Origin of the sequence: Paenibacillus sp. FSL K6-2524, assembly GCF_038005525.1 — a bacterium.
Taxonomy (GTDB): domain Bacteria; phylum Bacillota; class Bacilli; order Paenibacillales; family Paenibacillaceae; genus Fontibacillus; species Fontibacillus anaericanus.
This window is the reverse complement of record NZ_JBBOSP010000001.1, coordinates 5,141,769-5,160,982: the sequence shown is the minus strand read 5'-3', so window position 1 is coordinate 5,160,982 and position 19,214 is coordinate 5,141,769. Positions and strand designations below refer to the sequence as shown.

Annotated in this window: 16 protein-coding genes and 1 riboswitch; of the genes, 15 read left to right on the top strand and 1 reads right to left on the bottom strand. The window is 43.5% G+C overall.

Annotated elements, in window-relative coordinates; translation table 11 throughout:
* Positions 1 to 47: 47 nt before the first annotated feature.
* The 9 genes from NST85_RS23865 (at position 48) to NST85_RS23825 (ending at position 11,352) form a co-directional block, all read left to right on the top strand.
* Entirely contained in the window at positions 48 to 2,075 is a 2,028-nt protein-coding gene (locus NST85_RS23865) for a peptidoglycan D,D-transpeptidase FtsI family protein (RefSeq protein WP_341190589.1), read from the top strand.
* 216 nt (positions 2,076 to 2,291) lie between these two features.
* On the top strand, positions 2,292 to 4,352 hold the full coding sequence (locus NST85_RS23860) for a peptidoglycan D,D-transpeptidase FtsI family protein (RefSeq protein ID WP_341190588.1): 2,061 nt from the start codon (positions 2,292 to 2,294) through the stop codon (positions 4,350 to 4,352).
* Positions 4,353 to 4,537: 185 nt separating this feature from the next.
* Entirely contained in the window at positions 4,538 to 5,515 is a 978-nt protein-coding gene (locus NST85_RS23855; RefSeq protein ID WP_341190587.1) for a metal ABC transporter solute-binding protein, Zn/Mn family, read from the top strand.
* 38 nt (positions 5,516 to 5,553) lie between these two features.
* The gene (locus NST85_RS23850) at positions 5,554 to 6,318 is read left to right on the top strand and encodes a metal ABC transporter ATP-binding protein (RefSeq protein ID WP_341190586.1); all 765 of its coding nucleotides are present in this window, start codon (positions 5,554 to 5,556) and stop codon (positions 6,316 to 6,318) included.
* A gap of 1 nt (position 6,319) precedes the next feature.
* On the top strand, positions 6,320 to 7,282 hold the full coding sequence (locus NST85_RS23845; protein ID WP_341190585.1) for a metal ABC transporter permease: 963 nt from the start codon (positions 6,320 to 6,322) through the stop codon (positions 7,280 to 7,282).
* Entirely contained in the window at positions 7,282 to 8,172 is an 891-nt protein-coding gene (locus NST85_RS23840) for a metal ABC transporter permease (RefSeq protein ID WP_341190584.1), read from the top strand. The genes NST85_RS23845 and NST85_RS23840 overlap by 1 nt, the downstream gene beginning before the upstream one ends.
* A gap of 224 nt (positions 8,173 to 8,396) precedes the next feature.
* Complete coding sequence (locus NST85_RS23835) at positions 8,397 to 9,143, top strand: Cof-type HAD-IIB family hydrolase (RefSeq protein ID WP_341190583.1); 747 nt, start codon at positions 8,397 to 8,399, stop codon at positions 9,141 to 9,143.
* Positions 9,144 to 9,150: 7 nt separating this feature from the next.
* Complete coding sequence (locus NST85_RS23830) at positions 9,151 to 9,636, top strand: DUF456 domain-containing protein (protein ID WP_127190304.1); 486 nt, start codon at positions 9,151 to 9,153, stop codon at positions 9,634 to 9,636.
* A gap of 78 nt (positions 9,637 to 9,714) precedes the next feature.
* Complete coding sequence (locus NST85_RS23825) at positions 9,715 to 11,352, top strand: putative polysaccharide biosynthesis protein (protein ID WP_341190582.1); 1,638 nt, start codon at positions 9,715 to 9,717, stop codon at positions 11,350 to 11,352.
* A gap of 55 nt (positions 11,353 to 11,407) precedes the next feature.
* Here the strand turns inward: NST85_RS23825 and NST85_RS23820 are convergent, their stop codons facing one another.
* Positions 11,408 to 12,748: a DUF2515 family protein gene (locus tag NST85_RS23820; RefSeq protein WP_341190581.1), complete on the bottom strand. Its 1,341-nt coding sequence runs from the start codon at positions 12,746 to 12,748 to the stop codon at positions 11,408 to 11,410.
* Positions 12,749 to 12,946: 198 nt separating this feature from the next.
* On the opposite strand from NST85_RS23820, the gene NST85_RS23815 reads away from it, so the two are divergent.
* The 6 genes from NST85_RS23815 (at position 12,947) to NST85_RS23790 (ending at position 19,188) form a co-directional block, all read left to right on the top strand.
* Entirely contained in the window at positions 12,947 to 13,312 is a 366-nt protein-coding gene (locus NST85_RS23815; protein ID WP_307399970.1) for a thioredoxin family protein, read from the top strand.
* A 175-nt stretch (positions 13,313 to 13,487) separates the two neighbouring features.
* Complete coding sequence (locus tag NST85_RS23810; RefSeq protein WP_341190580.1) at positions 13,488 to 14,441, top strand: COX15/CtaA family protein; 954 nt, start codon at positions 13,488 to 13,490, stop codon at positions 14,439 to 14,441.
* Between the two features lie 202 nt (positions 14,442 to 14,643).
* Entirely contained in the window at positions 14,644 to 16,410 is a 1,767-nt protein-coding gene (locus NST85_RS23805; protein ID WP_341190579.1) for a UbiD family decarboxylase, read from the top strand.
* A gap of 20 nt (positions 16,411 to 16,430) precedes the next feature.
* On the top strand, positions 16,431 to 17,147 hold the full coding sequence (locus NST85_RS23800; protein WP_127190298.1) for a Cthe_2314 family HEPN domain-containing protein: 717 nt from the start codon (positions 16,431 to 16,433) through the stop codon (positions 17,145 to 17,147).
* 104 nt (positions 17,148 to 17,251) lie between these two features.
* Positions 17,252 to 17,408, top strand: a riboswitch (SAM riboswitch).
* 95 nt (positions 17,409 to 17,503) lie between these two features.
* A complete protein-coding gene (locus NST85_RS23795; protein WP_127190297.1) occupies positions 17,504 to 18,520 on the top strand; it encodes a methionine ABC transporter ATP-binding protein in 1,017 nt (338 codons plus the stop codon).
* A complete protein-coding gene (locus NST85_RS23790; RefSeq protein ID WP_341190578.1) occupies positions 18,520 to 19,188 on the top strand; it encodes a methionine ABC transporter permease in 669 nt (222 codons plus the stop codon). Before NST85_RS23795 ends, NST85_RS23790 begins: the two co-directional genes overlap by 1 nt.
* Positions 19,189 to 19,214: the final 26 nt, after the last annotated feature.

The following is a 19,214-nucleotide window of genomic DNA, read 5'->3' as shown; positions in this document are numbered from 1 at the left end:
TAATATGAATAGTGTGACTTAGTAGGAATGAAAGTGGGAGAAATAAAATGAAAAATGTCTATTCTGACGATCAACGCGAACAAGAAATTGCGATGCAGCGTCATTTTAATATTCGTCTAAATATGTTTTTCTTTAGTGCATTTGCCATATTTACCGTCATTATCGTACGCCTGGCAATTTTACAATTTGTTGAAGGGCCGAGCCTTTCACAACAAGAAACCAGTATGAGGGTAAAGGATGTACCGCTTCCTCCGACAAGAGGTTCTATTATCGCTGACGGGGGCGAGAAACTGGCATACTCCACGCCTGTACAATCGCTGTATATTACGCTGCAGAAGGACTATAGTAAGGCGGAGAATCGACCAGAGGCTACGGCTCTTGCCGAGAAATTGAAGAAGGTTTTTGATGTAAATGGAGATCCAGATGCAACACCTCTTACCTTGGACAAAATTATCGAAGCAATGGATATTGATTATAGACAGAATGGTGGATTTTCACCTCGTAGAATTAAGCTTGATTTATCAGATGCAGAAGTGGCGTATTTCTTGGAACGGAAAGATCAATTTCCGGGCATAGAGGTCGTAGAAGAAAGTGTTCGGCATTATGATAAAGATACGGTGGCTGTACAAACCGTAGGTTATATAAAAAAGTACAAAAATGCTTCAACAAGTTTAGAATATTATAAGAATTTACGCGCACAAGAACAAACAGACCCTGCTCTACAGTACACAGAAGCTGAAGATGTTGGGTACGACGGCCTGGAACTTTACTATCAGGATGTCCTTCGTGGCAAGAATGGATATAAGAGCGTCGCGATTGATCCACGAAATATGGCTACCGGGATTCCGGAAGTAACGCCTCCTGAAAAGGGTTATGACATTCACACATCAATTAATAAAACGGTACAAATTGCTGCGGAAGAAGCGATAACGTACCAGCTTGATTGGGTTCATAAGAATCCTGTGTCTGGTAAGACACATCCTAAAGCACTAACCGGTTATGCGGTAGCGATGGAAGTGGATACCGGGAAAGTGGTTGCGATGGCGAGTATGCCTGATTATGATACAAATATTTGGCAGACGGGGAGCGTATCGAGCGAGGACTATAAGAAAATCGAAACCAACTATCAAAATGGGACGATCACACCGTTTAGCTCGGGGCGTTCGGGACATAATTTTGAATCGACCATTTTGCTCGGGTCTACGATCAAACCATTATCGGTTCTTATCGGCTTGAACGAGGGGTTATTTACAACTTCAACCATCTATAATGACCGAGGGATTGCGTATTTCGGAAAGAACGACTCTGCTAGTGTTCGAAACTCAGGTAGTCATGTATACGGTGGTCTTGATCCAGCAAAGGCCATTCTTCATTCCTCCAATGCCTTTATGGTGGATATGGTAGGTGAAAAGCTGTGGAACAAATATGGATCCAAGGGTATTGATAAATGGGATGAATATATGAAGGCTTTTGGACTGGGTGTATCCACTGGAGTAGACCTTCCGAATGAATATCTAGGTAAACTGGAATATACGAATGAGAAAGAAACTGCGCTTTCCCGATTGGCATATGCATCGTTCGGTCAACAAGGGAAATATACGACCTTGCAGCTTGCTCAATATACAGCGACAATTGCAAGTCATGGGAAGAGAATGCAACCGCAACTAGTTAAGAAAATTACCGATGCGGATGGAAATGTTATCGAGGAAATTGAACCCAAAATGCTGGATGAAATTAAATTTGATGAATCCTATTGGAAGGAAGTCATCAGTGGAATGTCAACTAGTGTAAACAATGCTTTTAGTGGTTTCCCATACGACTTTGCTCGTAAAACGGGAACTTCAGAGCAATGGGGGGATGGTGCGAACAGAGATAACGGGGTGTTTATCGCATTTGCTCCACGTGATAATCCGAAACTCGCTGTCGCCGTTGTTATTCCAGAGGGTGGATTTGGTGCTTACAGCGCTGCGCCGGTAGCCCGTAAAATCTTTGATGCATATGATCAAGAATACGGTCTAGATGGAGTACCAAAGAAAACTTTGCAACAGAAAGATACCACAGTCGTAGGTGAATAAAATAAAGGGAAATCCGATACGACGGAGTAATATATTTGCTATAAATTGAATAATTATTATTTTAAGCAGGAGGGTAAGTAACCTCTTGCTTTTTTTGTGTGTAGACATAAACCACGAAAAACATTATATAAATTTCCAGAAGAGTGTAACTTTACAAAAGTGTATTACGTTGTGCTCATATAAGGTTGTGATGAGTAGGAATGAGGTGTACTGGATATGAAAAATATATTTTCTGAAGAAGATCAGGGTGAACAAGAGCGTGCGATGCAGCGCCATTTTAATATTCGACTGAATATATTTTTCTTTAGTATATTTGTTATTTTTACCGTCATTATTGTACGACTAGCAGTTCTACAATTTGTTGAGGGGCCAAGTCTTTCACAGCAGGAAACCAGTATGAGGTTAAAAGAAGTGCCACTTCCTCCTTCAAGAGGCTCAATTATTGCTGACGGAGGTGAGAAATTAGCTTATTCTACTCCGATCCAATCACTATATATAACTTTACAGAAGGACTACAGTAAGGTGGAGGATCGAGCAGAGGCCACAGCTCTTGCTGAGAAATTGAAGAAGGTTTTTGATGAGAAAGGTGATCCGAATGGAGTAGCATTAACCTTGAAAGAAATCATTGACGCTATGGATATTGATTATAGACAGAATGGTGGATTTTCACCTCGTCGGATAAAACTCGATTTATCCAAAGAAGAGATGGCTTATTTCTTGGAGCGGAAGGATCAATTTCCTGGTATAGACGTCGTAGAAGAGAGTATTCGACATTATGATAAAGATACTGTGGCCGTACAGACCGTTGGCTATATAAGAAAATATGAAAATGCTTCAACTAGTCTAGCTTATTATAAAGAGATCCGGGCACAAAAGGAAACAGTTCCGTATCTGCATTATACAGAAACCGAAACGGTTGGATACGATGGGCTGGAATTGTATTATCAGGACATTCTTCGCGGCAAAAATGGATATAAGAGTGTCGAGATTGATCCCCGAAATATGGTAATTGGAATTCCTGAAGTAACACCACCAGAAAAGGGATATGACATACATATAACACTCAACAAAAAGGTACAGCTTGCCGCCGAAGAGGCGATTATGTATCAACTTGACTGGGTTCACAATAACCCCGTAGCGGGTAAAACCCATCCTGATGCCAAGACCGGATATGCAGTAGCGATGGAAGTGGACACGGGAAAAGTGATTGCTATGGCGAGTATGCCTGATTATGACACAAATATTTGGCAAACGGGGAGCGTTTCGAACGAGGAGTATAAGAAAATTGAAACTAACTATCAGAATGGGACGATTACACCGTTTAGCTCGGGAAGGTCTGGACATAATTTTGAATCGACCGTCTTGTTAGGCTCAACGATTAAACCATTATCAGTGCTTGTTGGGTTGAATGAGGGGTTGTTTACAACTACAACTACCTATAATGACCGAGGAATCGCTTATTTTGGGAGAAACGACTCTGCTAGTGTACGTAACTCAGGTAGCCATCCATACGGCTCACTTAGACCGATTGATGCCATTCGTAAATCATCAAACACCTTTATGGTGGACATGGTTGGAGAGAAGTTATATAAGAGAGATGGTGCCAAAGGTATAGACTTATGGGATAAATACATGAAGAAATTTGGGTTAGGTGTAGTTACAGGAGTTGATCTCCCGCTGGAATACCGAGGCAAATTGGAATACACCAATAAAGCGGAGACGCCGCTTACTCGCCTGGCCCTAGCCTCCTTTGGACAACAAGGTAAATATACTGCATTGCAGCTTGCTCAATATACGGCTACCCTGGCAAGTAGGGGGAAACGGATGGAACCGCATCTCGTTAGCAAAATTACGGACGAAAAGGGAAATATAATAAAAGAAATAGAGCCGAAGGTTCTGAATGAAATCAACTTTAGTGATACTTATTGGGATACAGTTATCGGTGGAATGAAAACTAAGATAAACAGTACTTTTGATGGTTTTCCATACGATTATGCCCGCAAGACAGGAACATCGGAGCAGACCTACAAAGGGACAAATATAGATAATGGTGTGTTTATCGCATTCGCTCCACGTGATAAACCTAAATTAGCCGTTGCCGTTGTCATACCCGAGGGTGGGTTTGGTGCTTCAAGCGCCGCACCAGTAGCACGTAAGATATTTGATGCGTATGATCAAGAATACGGCCTGGATGGAGTGCCGAAGAAGAATTTACAACCGAAAGATAACACAGACGTCGATAAAGACAATACAAGTAAGTCCGATACTACGGAATAATGGGATTTGGATGAGTCGATTAAGATTATTTTTAGGCAAGAGGGTAAATTCCTCTTGCCTTTTTGTATCCTCTTGAGTTAAAATTTGCACTAGGGAAACATTTTTAAGTTTGTGCAACATATAATGCATTGGGAAACAATTGTTCGCGAGCACAACATAAAACACCTATTGGGAGGGAAAGTAAAATGGAGAAGCAGTTGGAAGTTAAGAAGGGTCCACTACAGAGGGCAAAGATGACAATAGGTGTACTAGTATTAATTATTCTATCGGCATGTTCAAGAGTTGATGGAGAGATGAATCGGGTTGAAAGGGCTAGTGGTGCTTCACCCATCCAAGTGGTTACAACGATAGGAATGATCACCGACATCGTTCAAGAAGTCGGTGGAACAGAAGTAGTCGTAACTGGATTGATGGGACCAGGAGTAGACCCTCATTTATATAAAGCGTCACAAGGAGATATGAAGAGACTTGAAGACGCGGAGGTTATTTTCTACGGCGGATTACATTTAGAAGGTAAGATGACGGAAATTTTAGAAAAACTGGAAAATAAAAAACTAACTGTCGCTGTTTCAAAGGATATAGATCGTGCTGTTCTGAGATCTGGAAAGGATGCGGGTGGGTCTCAATATGATCCTCACATTTGGTTTGACGTTAAGCACTGGATTTCGGCTACTGAAACGATTTATGATGCGTTGGCGCAATATGATCCAACAAATGCTGAACAATATAAGAAAAATGCAGAGACTTATATTAGCAAATTAACGGAACTAGATGCCGAGGTTAAAGATAGAATTCTGGAAATTCCAGAAAATGATCGAATATTAGTAACTGCTCATGACGCGTTTGGATATTTCGGTGAAGCTTATGGAATGAAAGTAATGGGCCTACAGGGGATAAGTACCGCATCCGAATATGGATCAAAAGATGTAAGTAAGTTACGTGATTTTCTTGTAGAGAATAAAATTAAAGCGGTATTCGTGGAGTCTAGTATTCCAACGAAGTCAATGGAAGCAGTCATCGCAGGGGCGAAGGAGAAAGGACATTCGGTTAACATCGGGGGAGAATTATATTCAGACTCAATGGGAGAGCCTGGATCAGATGCGGATACTTACATCGAAATGGTACGTCATAACGTAAACACGATCGTAGATGCACTGAAATAAAGGATAGATAGTTTTTTCTACAGGAGAGGAGAATTAAAATGCAGAACTCAAATCCGCTACAAGTTAACAATTTAACAGTTGCTTATCAGAAAAAGCCTGTACTGAACGCTGTTTCTTTTGTAATTCCGTCAGGGAAACTCATAGGTATCCTCGGCCCAAATGGAGCTGGAAAGTCTACTTTTCTGAAGGCTGTACTTGGATTAATTCCAATAGTAGACGGCGAAGTGAAAATATATGGTGGTTCTTATCGAGAGCAACGGAAAAATGTTGGATATGTACCACAGCGTGAATCCGTGGATTGGGACTTCCCTACCAATGCTTTGGATGTTGTGATGATGGGGAGGTATGGACATTTGGGATGGTTCAGACGTCCAGGGGCATCCGAGCGAAAGCTCGCAACAGAATGTTTGGATAAGGTAGGTATGAAGGATTATGCAGGACGACAAATCAGTCAACTATCAGGCGGTCAGCAGCAACGTGTATTCTTGGCAAGAGCACTTGCACAAAATGCGAACCTCTATTTCATGGATGAACCGTTTGCTGGAGTGGATGCTACGACAGAGAAGGCGATCATTCAGCTTCTGCATGATTTGAAGAATCAAGGTAAGACAGTGCTGGTTGTTCACCATGATCTCTCTACGGTACGTGAGTATTTTGATCATGTCATATTGTTAAACGGAGATTTGGTTGCTGAGGGCCCAACCGAAGTGACATTTACACCGGAAAATCTGCAGAAAACGTACGGGGGGCGATTAGCCTTACTTCAAGATTTTGTTACCGTACCGGTAGGGACGGTGCAGTGATATGATACCGACATTGATAAGTTGGTTCACCGATCCCAATATGAGATGGATATTAATGGGCTCTCTTCTATTAGGACTGGGGAGCGGCGTAATTGGTTCGTTTACTGTATTGCGCAAACAGAGTTTACTTGGAGATACGTTGGCGCATGCTGCCTTACCAGGCATTTGCATCGCCTTCATGCTTAGTGGGGTCAAATCAATGGGTTTATTTATGATAGGTGCTATTATCTCCGGTATGATTGCAACATTAGGGATTCATATCATCACTTCTTTCTCGCGGATAAAACAAGATGCCGCTTTAGGAATTACACTTTCCGTATTCTTCGGAGTCGGAGTTGTTCTTATGACTAAAATTCAGCACAGCGGAAACGGGAACCAAAGTGGACTTGATAAATATATGTTCGGTCAGGCTGCCTCGATGATGCTGTCAGATGTTTATCTTATGGGCACTGTCTCGTTGCTACTGATTTTAATTTGTGCGTTACTGTTTAAAGAGTTCAAATTGGTAAGCTTCGATCCTGGATTTGCTAGGGGAATGGGGCTGAAGGTGGCAGTCCTAGAGCAACTTCTGCTATTAATGACTGTTGTAGCCGTGGTCGTCGGTATACAGGCAGTCGGAGTTGTCTTGGTGGCTGCACTGTTAATTACTCCCGCTGTTGCTGCTCGATATTGGAGCGATGCACTAGGGGTTATGGTTATATTAGCCGGGTTATTTGGGGCACTGTCAGGCGTAATTGGTACGCTAATTAGTTCAACTCTATCCAATTTGCCGACAGGACCTGTGACTGTTTTGTCAGCTACGTCTATCTTTTTTGTCTCGGCAGTATGTGCTCCAGGGAGAGGGCTGATTGCTAAATGGATTCAGCGTGTTCGTAATCGGAGGGTAATCCAGCCTAATATTGAATCCATTGGAACCCATGCAGTCCTTCAGAGAACAGCGGCAGTAGAAAGGAGCACGGAGTAATGGGTGATTTCTGGATCATACTTACTGGTTCGTTAGTAGCAGCTAGTTGTGGGATACTAGGTTGTTTTCTTATTTTACGAAAAATGGCACTGATCGGAGATGCAATAAGCCATTCAGTGCTCCCAGGGATTGCGATTGCCTTTCTAATAAGTGGTTCTCGTGATTCTTTCTTGATGCTGTTAGGGGCTGCGGTATTTGGATTAATCACGGTGTTTCTCATCCAACTTCTTCAACGTGGAGGACTTCAAGGAGACGCTTCAATTGGGATTGTCTTCACAGCGTTATTTGCAATAGGCGTTATTCTAATCAGCAGAAATGCATCCAACATTGATCTGGATCTGGACTGTGTTCTATTCGGGGAAATTGCCTACGTACAATGGGATACGTTAATTTTGAATGGATACGATATGGGGCCTGCTGCTGTGTGGATGTTGGGCGGAACCCTGTTTGTGGTTCTTGCAGTGGTTGGTTTGTTCTATAAACAATTCAAACTGTGTGCCTTCGATCCAGCGCTAGCAGCGGCTGTTGGTATTCCTGTGGCTCTATTTCATTATTTATTGATGGGACTTGTATCATTATCTACAGTGGCATCTTTCGAGAGCGTAGGCGCTATCCTTGTTGTAGGTATGCTCATTGTGCCCGCTTCTACTGCGTACTTACTTACCGACCGGCTTAGTACAATGCTCGTGTATAGTGTGATCCTTGGTGTGCTTTGTTCAGCAGGAGGATATTATACTGCTAAGTGGATAGATACATCAATTGCAGGCTCTATGATTACTGTTGCAGGTATCTTGTTTCTCCTAGCGTTTATTTTCTCGCCTTTGCATGGAATTGTAGCTAGATTCGCCAAGCGTCGTCGTTTGAAGAGGGTTCCTATGCCACTTAACTAATCATCAATCGGGTTCTGTATTGAAACAATAAATAACCAAATTAAATTATTAGAATATAGGATTGCTGGAATGGAATTCTCCAGCAGTCTTTTTCATTTTGTTTGATGTTATAAGTCTGTCTTTGTTGGTACTACGGTAATATGATAAAATGACGTTGTGTTGTTTAAAGAATGAATTAGAGAAGAGATTAGAACAAAGGATAAGAGTGAAATGGAGGAAGACAATTGAAATATAAATTACTGGCACTAGATATGGACGGAACCTTGCTGACCGATGATCATCAAATTTCACCAGAGACGGATAAGTGGATTCGCAAAGCCATGGCGGCAGGAGTTCATGTATGTCTATCTACAGGTAGAGGATTTGATGAAGCTATCTCTTTTGGTGATCAATTAGGACTTAAAACACCGATGGTAACCGCAAATGGAAGCGAAGTATGGAAAACACCACATGAGTTGTACCATCGCGAATTGTTTGAGAAAAGCATTATCGAAAGCATGTACAATATTGCTCAGGAGAAAAAGGTTTGGTTCTGGGCATATGCTGTAGAAGGAGTCTACAATGAGAAAAATTGGGATGATTCTTTGCTGGACCGCAACCAATGGATCAAATTCGGCTACCATATTGAGGATGACGAGGTTCGTCACGACGTTCTGATGCAATTACAGGATATGGGGGGGCTTGAGATCACGAATTCATCCCCTGTTAACTTGGAGATTAATCCTAAGGGAATTAATAAAGCGAGTGGTATCCGTATGGTATGTGAAGAGTTACTTGGAATCGATATGTCTGAAGTAATTGCAGTCGGTGATAGCTTGAACGATCTGGCTGTCATTCAAGCAGCTGGATTGGGCGTAGCGATGGGTAATGCTCAGGAGACACTCAAGGAGAATGCAGATGTTGTTACAGCATCCAACAATGAGGATGGTATTGCGTTAATTATTCGCGATTATATTTTGATGGAGGAGTGAGCTTTTTATGGTAGTACTCGGCTGGTTTCTTGTTATCGCTTTGTTTGCCATCGGCATGGCGGGAACGGTTTACCCCATACTTCCTGGGGTGCTGGCCGTGTATTTTGCCTTCTTCGTGTACGGATGGTTCTTCTCATTTGAATCTTTTGGTGTGTTTTTCTGGATTATTCAAACACTGATCGTAGTCGTTCTGCTAGTTGCAGATTACGCGGTTGGTGCATGGGGTGTCAAAAAATTCGGGGGCAGTAAATTATCGATGTGGCTGAGTACCATAGGAATTATTATCGGCCCGTTCGTTATTCCCGCCTTCGGATTAATTTTGGGACCACTCATTGGGGCAATGATTGGGGAACTGCTTCGGGGTGAGTCGTTGACTAAAGCTTTCAATGTAGGGATTGGCTCATTAGTAGGCTTATTTACTAGTATCGTGGTCAAAGTGGCATTGCAGCTCACAATGATTGTGGTCTTTATTATCTGGATCGTTGCTTTCTAGATTGGATAGATTGTGCTTATTCCATCATTATTACTTTGAGAGTAGTAGTGGGGTAATATCGGAAAGAAGGAATTTTCTTTGTCATCTAATAAAGAGTCTTTTGTTAAAGGTACTTTAATCCTCGCGGGAGCCGCGCTGCTTGCTAGATTACTAGGATTGTTTCAACGTGTTCCCTTAGAACATATCCTTGGAGATATCGGTAATGCGGCGTATGCCCAAGCTAATGCGGCTTATTTTATGTTGCTAACATTAGCAACGGCCGGTATTCCGAGTACATTAAGTAAGATGGTATCTGAACGACATGCCTTAGAGCGGCCAGGTGAGGCTCGTCGTGTGTATCACGCTGCTTTAATCTTCGCGCTGTTTGCGGGTGCAATTATGTTTGGACTGCTCTATATCATGGCGCCATATTATGCAGCGGCTACAGGTGTACCGGAATCTGCTGTAGCGATGAGGGCGTTGTCACCAGCACTTCTTCTGTTTCCTGTGATTGCAATTATTCGTGGTTATTTACAAGGTCGAAACATTATGATCGCCGGTGGTATATCACAAGTGATTGAGCAGATTATTCGCGTAGGTACGGGTATTGCTCTAGCATTTATGTTCTATAATATGGGGTACACAGGTGAACGAGTGGCAGCAGGTGCTACCTTTGGTGCAGTCTTAGGTGGTGTTGCGGCTTTGATCGTCATGTTCACTTATAATTACAAAGTACGTCAGAAGGATCTTCGTGCAAATCAACTTCAAGTTTCGTTAGACAAAAATAGCATGTCGATGCCTAAAATTTACGGTGAGATATTCAAATTATCGATTCCTATCGTTCTTACCGCTTTGGCAGTGCCGGCAGTCAATTTTATTGATAATTCTATAATAGAGCCGTTGCTTAGCGGACAAATTGGATCAAAAGAAGCGACTTATATTTTGGGGATTCTCGGTAATCGTGCTCAGATGATTGCGGGTATTCCACCTATTCTGGCTATTGCACTCAGCCAATCGTTAGTACCTGTTATTTCGGCTGCATTTGCTCGTGGTGACAAAGAACATTTAAATCGGCAGGTAACACTAGCGATGAGGGTGGCTGTATTGACGGGAATGCCGATCATTCTCGCACTAGGAACTGCCGCTTACTCTGTAAATGGGCTGTTGTTCAGTACACGGGACGGAAGCAGTATCATTGCGCTGCTTACGTTTGCAACTATTTTTCAAATTACGATGATGACTAGTAATTCGATTCTACTAGGGATCAATAAAGCAAACTTATCTATGGTTCATGTTGCCATTGGCATTATGATTAAACTGGGCGCAAGTTATGTCTTGGCTCAGTTCTGGGGTATTTACGGTATCATCACGGCAACGGGGCTATGTTTCCTCGTTATTACGATCTTAAATGTACGAGCGATGAAAAAGATTGTACCATTCTCCATCATGGGAAATCGCTGGACTGGCTTCTTGTTAACTGTTATTGGTCTTTCTGGTGTGGGTTATGGTTTAAATCAGGCAGGAATTCAAATGGTATCCCTTCTCCCTGATCGTCTTGCCTTCTTCCTCACTTGCTGCATCGTTGGGATTATCGTTGTAGCGCTTTATCCGGTTCTATTGGTCTTGCTGCGTGTTGTCCGCAAGGATGAGTTAAGCAGCTTCCCTAGACCGTTACGGAAGGTGCTGTCTCCGCTCATGCGACTGCAGAGAACTCCGGGTTCCGTGGACCGCAGTTAAATTGCGTACGTGAATATGCATGAACTGGGCGATTGCGCTATCTTGCTTGGTATGATTAGCTATCCGCTAATGAATCATGCGCTAGCGCAGTCTTAAGAATGCCGAGCCGATGCTCGCGGCTAATGTCGCAGAGATAGGGCGGCTTGGGCGCGCTGATGCCGTCCAGCGCGCTGGTGTCCTTGAGCCAATCCTCCCTGGGGATTGGCTCGTAAGGCATGTCGCCCCAAGCGTCAAGCAGCTTGGGGCTATAGAGACGCTTGCCCGCTGGCAGCGTCTCCGCTTCTAGAAGCTCTGACCCCTGTACAGGGAAGGTCAGAGCTTCTTCACGTTTGGCCGTGAATATATCCGGCCAATAATCAGCGCGCGAGCCGCTATGCGGCACGGCTGCGGCGAAGTTCTGCGCGCCGCTGCGCACGCCGCGCAAACCCATCAGCATCGCGTATAGGCCTTTGCCTAGCGCGATGCGGGCGGGGAGGCTGCCGAAGTCGGAGACCACGCGCCCAGCGAGGCGCGTGACCATCCTCTCGGCTGTGCCATTCCCCGCTTCTATGGCTCCGTCATTATCAGACTTCGCCGCGGGCCCGCCTTCCAGCAACGGGAAGACGATATGGTTCAAACCTGAAAGACTATAAAAGTGGAAACGTGCCTTGTCGGTAACATATTTCTGATAATAGGGGTGCTTAATAACGCGTTTTTCAATGTAATGCTGCTCATTAATGATGAGGCCTACGGCAAGCAGTGCACTACCCCGGTCGATCCAGAATCTCTCCCAGAAAGGGAGCATAAAACGAGATACATGGAAATACGGCAGTAGATGAAAGTGGCTGGAGCCTAACTCTCGACTTTTCATATAGAGTAGGAGTTGGGGGTATGCGTCTTGAAAGATTAGCGCGTTACTCCGTTCGATAAAACGATAGGCGGATCTCTTCCCCTCTTCGTCCATCGTATCAGCGATTCGGCTTCCCTGAAGGTCTGTCATATTCCATCCAGCATTTCGAGATACCATATGAGCAAGAAAAGCCCAGTGCAACTCAGGATAGGCCTGATAGCAAGCTAGATAAGCTTCGGTTCTGGTAATATTGCTGATCCCCGCCCGATCGGTTGCTGTGGCAATCTCCTCGGCAAGGGCTAGGTCGGCATCACTCCATGTTTCCGTATTAGGGCGAGCGGCGCTCCCGCGGCGTACAAGGTCCTCAATTTCATTGGATACGGTCCGAGCGGAGGCTTCGTTCCAACCTAGAGAAATTCGGTCTTCCCGAAGTTCTGAAGAATCGGCAAATCCTGCAGCTTTTCCTCTAACCATCTCGCCTAAAACAGCGGGCAAGCGGTGTAGTAACTCCTTAAAACCAGGAAAAGATACATGATTTGTGGGATCATCACCTGGCTTCTGTTTCATGGGTATTCCTCACTTTCCTCTAAACTAACATAGGGGGATAAAGGGCTTATCCTGTAAGCGGAGGTGGATAGAGAGCCTGCATCTCTGCCTCAGAACTAACTTGATAAGTTCACTATAAGTATGGCCCAAAAATTTGACTTCCACTCTCCATTTTGGTTGACTAATAGGTAGATCGATAGAGAAAGGGTGAAGAAGACCATGAAACAGGTAACTAGTGCGGAAGACTTTAACGTAAGCATTCAATCCAGTGGTTTAGTAGTGGCAGTCTTTAAAGCAGACTGGTGCGTAGACTGTAAATTTATTGATCCGTTCATGCCGGAGCTCGAATTAAAATATGGTGATCGTTTAACACTTATGGAAGTGGATGTAGATAAAGTTGGCGATGTTAGTCAGGAGCAGAACATCCTGGGTATCCCTAGCTTTGTTGCATACACAGATGGACGCGAGCTTGTAAGGTTTGTTAATAAATTGCGTAAATCTCGTGAAGAAATCGAGGATTTCTTGGATAAGGCTTTAGCCGTATACAGTACACTGCATGATACTGCAGAAAGAAAAGAAGAATAATCTAAGCACATTCCATATTAAAAGTCACATCGCTATCCCGAATTTAGGGGTAGCGATGTTTTATTTTTGAACATTTTACTAGGAATCACTATGATTGCGTTCTCTTTATCGGTTATAATGAACTGTAATTTGTTAATGTTTTCTATTTTTTATATAGTAGGCGGGTGAAAAGCCTTTGAGAACCAAACAATTAAAATGGCTTAGTTATCTTTCTTCTTTGGTTATGTTTTTGGCGACTTTAGGTGGAAGTGTTGTAACGAAGACAGAGTCAGGACTCGGTTGTGGGAACCAATGGCCACTTTGTAATGGCAAATTTGTTCCGGCGCATACAGTTGCCTCGATGATTGAATATTCGCATCGTGCGATCAGCGGGGCGGCGGGACTATTGGCTTTAGGGACCTTTGTTGCCTTTTGGCTGTATCGTAAAAATCGGCGTGATTTGCAATTATATTCGCTACTTGCGTTGATTTTTGTAATGGTGCAGGCCTTTATGGGGGCAATGGCGGTTGTCTATCCGACTAATTCGGCTGTCATGGCACTTCATTTCGGTTTCTCTTTGATCGCATTTGCTAGCTCTATTATGCTCGTGTTTGGTATCCGCGAGGATGAAGTAAGGCAGACAAAGAATGTAGTGTTACCAAGTGCTAGTGTTTCCAAAGGATTCCGTAACTTAACGTGGTTTGCTACGGTTTATACTTATATTGTTGTATACATAGGGGCCTACGTAAGCCATACTGATTCGGCTGGAGGTTGTAGTGGTTGGCCGCTATGTAACGGCCGGATTATTCCTGAATTATCTGGGGGCGTTGGGATTGCATTCGCCCACCGGGTTGCGGCAGGTATGCTATTCCTTGTCATTGCAGTCCTGGGCCATTTCGCTTATCGAAAACATCCAAATAACAGGGAAATTCGGCTCTTGGGCGTTGCAGCGACGGTTCTTGTCATTGTACAGGTATTCACAGGCGCTGGTATTGTGTTCACTTTGTATAATTATCACGTATATTTATTTACATCGCTTGCGCACATGGTTGTTGTGGCCGCATTGTTCGGAGTATTATGTTATATGAGTGTAAGAACTTGGCAGTTAAGTAGACCTCCTAGTAGACGGCAGGATAGTGATCTGAAGTAGCAAGCATGTTACAATATGTATAGATACTTTAAGTAAAGTCCACGATCTCATCGTGGGCTTTTTCTTGAGAACTAGGTCTACACTGGGGTATCTGTTTTATGGAATGTACTGCGTTTATTGTTCAGCCATCTGAGGCTGATAGGGCTATCCCTAATACATATTTCTTAAGGCTAAATTAGCTCTCATTGGGGGAGGAATAAATATGAATTACACTAATTTGCGTCAATGGATTGATGCTCTGCAGAGAGACAATGATCTTGCTATTATAGATGTGCCTGTTGACCCCTATTTGGAATTGGCTGAAATTCATCGGCGTGTTATTGATGATGGTGGGCCTGCTTTATTATTTACAAACGTGAAAGGGTCACCATTTCCGGTGGCTACAAATCTATTCGGTACGAGTCGCCGGGTGGAAAAGGCATTTGGACCACGCCCCGAACAGCTTGCAAATCGACTTCTAGGAGCTTTGAACAAATTACAGCCTCCAACACCGAAGGCGATTTGGAATGAACGGGGACTCATTCGGGAAGTGCTAAAAGTAGGAATGAAAACAGTAGCAATAGGTGATGCACCCATTCTTCAAGTATGTCAGACTGAATCGCCATTGCGTGTTCTGCCGAGAGTAACGAGCTGGCAAGGGGATGCAGGGCCATCTCTTAACTTACCACTGGTATACACAGAGAACCCATTAGACTCCAAGGATAACCATCTCGGGATGTGCCCTATGCAATTGTATGATGATCAAACAACTGGAATGCATTGGGGAATTCAAGATGGGGGTGCATTCCATTATCACGAGAGCGAGAAACGTAATGAACCGTTACCAGTGTCCGTCTTTCTCGGCGGTCCTCCGGCAATGATTGCAGCGGGTATCTCTCCTGTACCGGAGATGGTATCAGAGCTATTGGTGGCCTCTTTTATTCTAGGAGAGAAACTTCCTATGGCTGAGAATCCTCTGGGGGGACACCGGATTCCAGCGGAATTGGAATTTGCTATTTCAGGATTTGTGCCTCCACATGAACGACGTTTTGAGGGACCCTTCGGTAATCATTTAGGTTATAACTCCATGCAACATAAATTCCCGGTGTTTCATGTGAATCATATATGGCATCGGAAGAATGCAATTTATCCAGCAACCATTGTAGGCAAACCATTTCAGGAAGACTATTATTTGGGAGACTTTTTACAAAAGCTACTCTCACCGATCATTTCAGTTGTCATGCCAAAGGTTCGTTCACTCTGGAGCTATGCAGAATGTGGGTTTCATCCATTGACCTCAGCGGTTGTGCGGGAGAGCTATTCCCGTGAAGCACTTGTATCAGGGTTTCGCCTTCTCGGTGAAGGGCAATTGTCACTGACGAAATTTCTGATGCTAACGGACAAGCTGATTGATCTCTCCGATTTTAAATTGTTACTGGCAACGATTTTAGAACGTTTCGATCCACGAACCGATTTATTTATTTTTAATAATACTTCTTATTACACACAGGACTTTACTGGTCACGAGTTGAATCACGGTAGTAAGGCTATTCTAATCGGAGTAGGAGAACGGGTTAGAGAACTGCCTAAGTCATATACAGAGGGAAATATTGCAGAAATAGCTCAAATCAACGTATTCCACGACGGTTGTCTTCTAGTCTCAGGTGCATCGTATGAGAAGGAGCCTATGCTCCCGCAGCGTCTACTTGCCCGGTTGAGAGTACGCGGAACAGCTTGGCCACTTGTCATACTTGTTGACCAAGCTGAGATAGTGGCACAAGATCAGATAGCCTTCTTGTGGACCGTATTTACTCGGTTTAATCCGGCTGAGGATATTTACTCGGTGACAGAGGTTAATAAGCATCACTTAGCATACAGCCTGCCGATTATCATTGACGCACGTATGAAGCCGGGCTATCCGGAGGAATTATTTCCGCGTGAGGATATTGTATCTCTGGTGGAGCAACGGTGGAAAACGTATTTTGTATAATTGGGAAATGAGGGATAACCATGTTAAGAAGCTTGCTTGGAGAACCACCGAGGCAGAATGAAGGACTACTGGCGGATACAATGAATATCATGGGGAATAGCATCCAGTTACTACATAAACAAATGGAACTTTACCTCGACCCTTCACATGATTATCGAAAGTTGGAAGTATGGACACATGGTTTGATTTCTTCGCTGGATGAACTGGAACAGTGCCTGTTTGCAGCTACCTTTTTTCGTAAGAAGGTTGTGACAGACTTTGTAGATGACATGGATGCGGCTGAGAAAGATAATTATGCTCGGTACGTTTTTTTCTACAAGGATGGCTTCATTCGATTGTTTTCTATTCTCGATAAGCTAGGAACAGTGCTGAATGAACTATATAATCTGAATACCTCTAAAGAAAAACCACATTATTCTTATTTTACAGTGCTGCGTCAATTCCACTATTTGAAGGTGCATATAGATTTGGGGAATACGTTGTTCACGATCAAGGAAAACTACAAAGAAGCGCTGAATGTGTTACGGCGGCGGCGGAATACAGAGATTCATTACATGAACTCGGAGCTACAAGATGATCTGTGGCAACGGCATCAAGCATTGTACGGAAAGATTGAACTGGAGGATCTTGATGGGCATTTACGCGATTTGGAGCAAGGATATCGTATGGTATGTGAAACATTGCTTGCTTCTTATGACTATATCATCCAAGAATGGAAAAAGAACAACAAAAAATGATCTTTGGTAAGGATTCTCTTTGACAAAACAGCCAAAAGAATCTATACTCTAAAATAATAGTTTCAGAAATATTACATTTAATGATTTTCATATAATTTCATATTTTCTTATCGAGAGTGGCGGAGGGAAAGGCCCGATGAAGCCCAGCAACCAATTTGTTACTAATGCGGTCTATGATGTACTGTGTTATTGGACGAATGAATGGTGCTAATTCCTTCAAAATCACGCAGTTTGTGTGCGAATGATTTTGGCAGATGAGAAGGCATTGTCTTTACGTAAAGAGAGCCCTTGAATCTGCAAAGGGGCTCTTTTGTTTTTTTATCATTTTATTTTTAGAAAATAGGGGGTCTATCCGTTTGATCGAACTCAAACAGCTCACCAAAACATATGGAAGCAAACAAAAAGTAACGACCGCTTTGTCCGGAGTCAATTTAACCGTAGCAAAGGGCGAAATTTTCGGGGTTATCGGGCATTCCGGTGCCGGGAAAAGCACATTGATTCGCTGCATCAATTTACTCGAACAACCCACAGAAGGTGAAGTTTGGGTAGGCGGTGTAGAACTCACTAAGCTTGGAAAACGTGAGCTTCAGCGGCAGCGCAGTAAGATCGGAATGATCTTTCAGCATTTTAATCTACTGTCATCAGCGACTGTGTACAACAACATTGCTTTTCCACTTACGCTGATCGGTACACCGAGGGCGGAGATTTCGAGGAAAGTAAATGAACTTATAGCTCTGGTTGGTCTGGAGGAGCACCGGAATAAATATCCGGCGCAACTATCTGGGGGACAAAAGCAGCGGGTTGGTATAGCCAGAGCACTTGCAAGTGATCCTGATGTACTGCTCTGTGACGAAGCTACTTCTGCGCTTGATCCACAGACAACGGACTCGATCTTAAAGCTGTTGCTGGATATTAATAAAAGATTTAATCTAACGATTTTGCTCATCACCCATGAAATGAATGTGATCCAGACCATTTGTGATCGAGTAGCTGTTATTCATCAGGGTGGTATTGTGGAACAAGGCCCGGTTAGTGAAGTGTTTCTTAAGCCGAAGCATCAAGTTACGCGGGAATTTATCAATCATGATGCATTTGCTGAGGAAGGTTTAAAGTTAGCAACCTCGGCTCTACATGCAAAGTGGGCTAGAATTGTTAGAATTACATTCCTTGGGGCTAAGACATATGAGTCTGTTATGTCTCAAGTGGTAAAGCAGACCGGAGTTAACTTTGCTATTCTGCAGGGGACAATTTCTACAATAAAAGATGTACCTTATGGACAGCTCACCGTTTCTTTTGAAGGTGACGAAGGTGATGTTGATCGGACGCTGACGCTATTGCGGGAACGCGATCTTGATGTGGAGGTGATCGGATAATGAAAGGGTTGGATTTCTCAATAATAAATTGGGCAGAGATCGGTGAGGCTTCGATCGATACGTTGTTCATGATGGGATACGCTACTTTTTTCACGTTTCTGATTGGCTTGCCACTTGGCATCCTGTTATACAGCCTGTCCAAATCCAATATCTGGGTTTTAGGATGGATTTACAGAATCTTATCGTTTATTGTCAATATCGTTCGTTCTGTACCATTTATCATTCTAATAGTCGCTTTAATTCCCTTTACCAGATTTGTGGTTGGGGTATCCATGGGGGTTCAAGGTACGATCCCACCACTGGTTATAGGTGCCGCTCCATTCTTTGCACGGCTTGTTGAGACAGCGCTCCGCGAGGTAGACCGTGGGGTTATCGAAGCATCTCAGGCAATGGGAGCTTCTACACTTCAGGTTATTCGTAAGGTGCTACTCCCAGAATCATTGCCAGGTCTTGTGTCCGCGATGACAATTACAGCTGTAACACTTGTATCCTATACAGCTATGTCAGGTATGGTCGGGGGCGGTGGATTGGGAAGCTTGGCGATCCAATACGGTTATTACCGTTATCAAACGGAAGTCATGATTGTTGCCGTAGTCCTGATGGTCGTCTTGGTACAGGCATTGCAAATGTTGGGAGATCGGTTAGTGATTTATTTTTCACGGAAATAAGGAATTACTAAATATATAGAGCTCAG